The sequence below is a fragment of the Streptomyces sp. 13-12-16 genome, assembly GCF_002114215.1.
In the GTDB taxonomy this organism is placed as follows: domain Bacteria; phylum Actinomycetota; class Actinomycetes; order Streptomycetales; family Streptomycetaceae; genus Streptomyces.
Genome location: NZ_NCTE01000215.1, coordinates 1 through 4,856 on the forward strand (window position 1 = coordinate 1; position 4,856 = coordinate 4,856).

The window sequence follows — 4,856 nt, forward strand, 5'->3', positions numbered from 1 at the left end:
CTACGTCGGCGGCGTCGCGCCGCTCACCCCGGCCGCCGCCGGCGACGTGCTGCTCGGCCGCGGACCGGAGCACGGCACGCCGGCCGCCTGGTACGAGGGCCGGGTGCGGGAGCGTGCGCTGGCCCCCCGCCGGGGGGTGCGACTCGACGCCTTCCCCGCACCCGTCGACGCCTTCCCCTTCCTGTCCACCGAGGCCGTCCGGCTGGCCCGTGCCACGGACATCGGCAGGGTGCGTTGGTACACCGTCTTCGGCGGCGGGCGCCTGGCCGAGGAACTGGCCATGGCATGGGCACTGGACAGCACGGAGACCGCTGACCTGGTCGCGGCGGCCGACGAGGACGTGCGGCGTCACGGAGCCTGGTACGGACAGGAGTTCCACCTCTGGGACGGAGCGACGGACGGCCCGCCCACCGCGAGGCTCGTCCTGCGCGCCCCGGACTCCTACGAGTTGAGCGGGTTCCTCGCTGCCGCCGCCGCTCTCCGGATGCTCGACGGGACGATCACTCCCGGTGTGCACTTCGCCGCGGACGTGCTCGACCCCGCGCGGGTCACCGAGGAGCTGGCGGCCGATGGCGCGGCGGAGCTCAAGGTGCTGTGAGCACCCGCCGGTGCGCCGCCCCGGACCCCCGGAGAGGGCCGGGGCGCACCGACGGCCGAACGGCTCACCGGACCACCCGTGTACCTGGCCCGTCACCGGCCGCCCCGGGTACGGTCGGCGAGACGTCGATCAGCGGTCGACCGGCCCGGGGCGGCAGCCGTCGCACACGCCTGTGAGTTCGACGGTGTGATCCACCGAGTGGAACCCGATGTCGCGCGCGATCCTCACCACCCACTGTTCGACCTCGTCGGAGTCCACCGCCAGGCTGAGCCCGCACTCCCGGCAGACGAGGTAGTGACGGTGGCCGTCGTCCGGCCTGGGCCGGTAAAGACGTTCACCGTCACTGTCACGCACCACGTCGACGTGCCCGGCCGCCTCCAGCAATCGGAGCGTGCGGTAGACGGTGGTCAGCCCCACCGCCACGCCGTCCCTGACCAGAGCGGCATGCAGGGTCTGCGCCGAGACGAAACCGTCGCAGGCGTGCAGGGCCCCGAGGACCGCGGCTCGCCGCGGGGTCGTGCGCCACTCGCTGCGGGCCGTTCCGTACATGAGTGTGTCTCCCGTCGCATCCGGACGCCCTCGTGATCCGGTCAGGCAACCGCCGCCGGACTCCGGTGGCCGTGCTCGAGATCGCACACCTGCCCGGTGTCCCACGCGGGAAAGGGATCGTTCACCGGACTCGTCTCGCCCCCGGTCATCAGGCATGCGGCGAGGGCGGCGCGCAGGCTCGGTTCCCGCAGGCCGACGCCGATGAACACCAGCTCCTGTGCGTGGGGTGCGTCGGTGTCCCGGGTGCCTGACGGTTCGAAGCGGGCCACGGCCCCGGCCTGCGACCACAGACCGGTCACGCCCTCGCGGCCGGCGAGTGTGAAGAACCCCTTGGAGCGCAGCACCCGGCCGTGCGTTCCGCTGTCCAGGCCCTCGGTGACGAAGTTCCACAGACGTTCGGGGTGGAAGGGGACGGGAGAGCGGAAGACGAAGGAGGAGATGCCGTACTCCTCGGTCTCCGGGACGTGGTCGCCGTTGAGCTCCCGGACCCAGCCCGGTGCCTGCTGTGCACGTTCCAGGTCGAACCGGCCGGTCTCCAGGACGTCGCGCGCGTCGACCCGGCCGTGCACTGCGGGGATCAGACGGGCCGTCGGGTTCAGCCGTGCGAGCACCCCGCGCACTCGATCGGCGTCGGCGTCGTCGACCAGATCCAGCTTGTTGAGCACGAGCACGTCGGCGAACTCCACCTGGTCGACCAGCAGGTCGCTCACGGTGCGCTCGTCGTCCTCGTAGGGAGCCAGACCCCGTTCGGCGAGGTCGTCCCCGGTGCCCAGCTCGGTGAGGAAGTCGGCGGCGTCCACGAGGGTGACCATGGTGTCCAGCCGGGCCACGTCCCCCAGCACTGCTCCGTCGTCGCGGGCGAAGGCGAAGGTGGCGGCCACAGGCATCGGCTCGGAGACGCCGCTGGACTCGATGAGCAGGTAGTCGAAGCGTCCGTCCCGGGCGAGCCGGTCGACCTCCTCCAGCAGATCGTCCCGCAGCGTGCAGCAGATGCAGCCGTTGGTCATCTCCACCAGGCGCTCCTCGGTGCGGGAGAGCGCCGCCTCGCCACCACGCACGAGGGCGGCGTCGATGTTGACCTCGCTCATGTCGTTGACGATCACCGCCACGCGCAGGCCCTCGCGATTGGTGAGGACGTGGTTGAGGAGCGTCGTCTTGCCGGCGCCGAGGAAGCCCGAGAGCACGGTGACGGGCAGGCGCTGCGTGGGCATCGGCGTCAGCCCTCCGGGTGCAGCAGACCGCGCCGGTAGGCGGGCACGAGGTGCTGGGGAACCCGGTGGGTCACACCGTCCACCGTGACCGGCACCAGATTCGGCGTCGCCGCCTTCCACTGGGCCCGGCGGTGACGGGTGTTGCTGCGCGACATCTTGCGCTTGGGCACGGCCATGGGTCGTTCCTCTCGGTCGGGACGGTTGTCCGGCGCGGAACGCGCCGACCGGCGGGTCGGGGAGACACCTCGACTGCACCGGTCAGGCGTCAACATTACACGATAATGATTTTCATATGCGATAACAGTTCGGTCCGGCGAACCGAAACGATCCTGACGAGGGGCATCGGCGCGCGGTGGGCCTTCGACCCGAAGACCGCGCCCGGCTCGGAGCAACTCACCGGAGGGCCGCGCCGGGTGGCCGAGGACTCCACTCGGAGGTGACGCGCCCGTCCCGCATCTCGATCACGCGGTCCGCGAAGTGCCGCACGACCGCCCGGTCGTGGCAGATGAACAGGTAGCCGAGGCCGAGGTCGTCCCGGAGGTCGGCGAGCAGGTTCAGCACGCCGGCCCGGATCGACGGATCGAGGGACGAGACCGGCTCGTCGAGGACCAGCAGGCGCGGGCCGGAGGCCAGTGCCCGCGCGATCCCGGCGCGCTGGCACTGGCCTCCGGACAGTTCGTGCGGGTGGCGGTCGCCGTGCGACGGGTCCAGACCGACCCGGTCGAGGAGCTCGGCGACGCGGGCGGGGCCGCCGGCGGGGTCCCAGCGGCCCTGTGCCTTCAGCGGTTCCGCCACCGCGTCGCGGATGCGGTGGCGAGGGCTCAGCGACCCGTACGGGTCCTGGAAGACGGGCTGCATACGAGGGCGGACCGGGCGCAGTTCGCGTTCCGTGAGCCCCGTCAGCCGCCGGCCCTCGAAGCGGACCTCGCCGCCGTCCGGGCGGCGCAGCTGGAGCACGGCCAGGGCCGTGGAGGACTTGCCGCAGCCGGAGGGGCCGTCCAGGGCGAGGACCTCGCCGGCGGCCAGGGTGAAGGAGACGCCGTCGACGGCGGTGGCCTTGCCGTGACGGACGACGAGATCACGGACGTCCAGCAGGACATCGCTCATGGGGAGTGCCGTTCCTCCTTGAACAGTTCGGTTGCCGGGTGGGGGAGTTCCGTCCAGCGGTGGCAGGCCACCAGCCGTCCGTCCGCCTGTCGGGGTTCAGGGTCCGACCGGTGGCAGACGTCCGCCGCGAGCGGGCAGCGCGGGGCGAACGCGCAGCCCGGCGGGAGTGTGCCCGGGGCCGGCGGGGTGCCGCGCAGGACGGGCAGGCGGCTGCCCGGGGACGCGTTTCGGGGGAGGGAGGCGAGGAGCCCGGCGGTGTAGGGGGCGCGCGGGCGGGCCAGCACTTCGCCCGTCGGGCCGTGTTCGGCGAGCCGCCCGGCGTACACGACCAGTACGCGGTCCGTGTGCTCCCGTACGACGTCCATGTCGTGCGTGACGAGGACCAGTGCCGCCCCGACCGCCGCACGCTGTTCGGCGAGGACCTGGAGCACCTGGTCGCGGTGGTCCTCGTCCAGCGCGGTCGTGGGCTCGTCGGCGACCAGGACGTCCGGCCCGTTGACGGCCGCCATGGCGATGACCGCACGTTGCCGCATGCCGCCGGAGAACTCGTGCGGGTACGCCCGTGCCCGGCGGGCGGCGTCGGGGATGCCGACGCGGTCCAGGGCCGCGACCGCGCGGGACCTGGCTTCCCTGCGGGAGACCCGGGCCACCGACCTTACGGCAGCGGCGAGTTGGTCGCCGACCGGGTGCACGGGGGAGAGGGCCGACAGGGCGTCCTGGGGGATGAGGGCGATGCGCCGGCCGCGGTGGGCCGACAGGTCCGGGCGTATGGTCCCGCTCGTCGTCGCTTCCCGGGGCTGCATGCCGAGGAGCGCCCGGGCCGTGAGGGACTTCCCGGCGCCCGACTCCCCGACGATCGCGAGCGCTTCGTGCGGACGGACGTCGAACGACAGGCCGCGTACGACCTCGTTTCCGTCGAAGGCGATGCGCAGGTCGCGCACCGACAGCAGTGCCTCAGACTCCAACGACGGCCTCCTCGGTGGCACGGACCCGGGTGGTTCTCCTACGTCCTCGCGTGAACGCCGCGCCCGAGACCGCCAGGCCCGCCAGCAGGGCCAGCGCCACCGCCGGGGCGAGGGCGGCCCACGGGGCCCGCTCCACATAGGCGCGGGACTCGTCGAGGAGCAGGCCCCACTCCGGTGCGGGCGGCTGGGCGCCGAGACCGAGGAACCCCAGGGAGGCCAGGGCGAGGGCGATACCGGGCAGCCGCAGCAGGGCGTGGCGGGCGACGGGCGCGGCGACGGACGGCAGGACGTGCCGGGTGAGGATCCACCGGGGGGTGGCGCCGATGGCCCGCTGGGCGGTCAGGAACGCCGACGCCCGCACCTCCTGCACCAGCGCCGCGGCGTGCGCGGCCAGCGGTGGCCAGGAAATCAGGGCGACCGCGAGGG

Annotated in this window: 6 protein-coding genes and 1 pseudogene; 1 reads left to right on the plus strand and 6 read right to left on the minus strand. The window is 73.2% G+C overall.

Annotated features, from left to right (window positions below):
• Positions 1–598 (plus strand): annotated as a pseudogene (locus tag B7767_RS46265) (hypothetical protein); the annotation flags it as partial.
• Between the two features lie 129 nt (positions 599–727).
• Here the strand turns inward: B7767_RS46265 and B7767_RS09845 are convergent.
• The 6 genes from B7767_RS09845 to B7767_RS09870 form a co-directional block, all read right to left on the minus strand.
• The gene (locus B7767_RS09845) at positions 728–1,147 is read right to left on the minus strand and encodes a Fur family transcriptional regulator (protein WP_085571858.1); all 420 of its coding nucleotides are present in this window, start codon (positions 1,145–1,147) and stop codon (positions 728–730) included.
• A 41-nt stretch (positions 1,148–1,188) separates the two neighbouring features.
• A complete protein-coding gene (locus B7767_RS09850; RefSeq protein WP_085571859.1) occupies positions 1,189–2,358 on the minus strand; it encodes a GTP-binding protein in 1,170 nt (389 codons plus the stop codon).
• A 5-nt stretch (positions 2,359–2,363) separates the two neighbouring features.
• Positions 2,364–2,534 carry a 50S ribosomal protein L32 gene (rpmF, locus tag B7767_RS09855; protein WP_085571860.1) on the minus strand — a complete coding sequence of 57 codons (171 nt, stop codon included), beginning with the start codon at positions 2,532–2,534 and terminating at the stop codon, positions 2,364–2,366.
• A 217-nt stretch (positions 2,535–2,751) separates the two neighbouring features.
• Positions 2,752–3,465, minus strand: coding sequence for a dipeptide/oligopeptide/nickel ABC transporter ATP-binding protein (locus B7767_RS09860; RefSeq protein ID WP_085571861.1), 714 nt, complete (start codon positions 3,463–3,465; stop codon positions 2,752–2,754).
• Positions 3,462–4,430, minus strand: a complete 969-nt coding sequence (locus tag B7767_RS09865; RefSeq protein WP_107485949.1) for an ABC transporter ATP-binding protein — start codon at positions 4,428–4,430, stop codon at positions 3,462–3,464. Before B7767_RS09865 ends, B7767_RS09860 begins: the two co-directional genes overlap by 4 nt.
• Positions 4,420–4,856: ABC transporter permease subunit (locus tag B7767_RS09870; protein ID WP_143652319.1), on the minus strand; the 437-nt coding region annotated here is incomplete at its 5' end. The genes B7767_RS09870 and B7767_RS09865, both read right to left, overlap by 11 nt.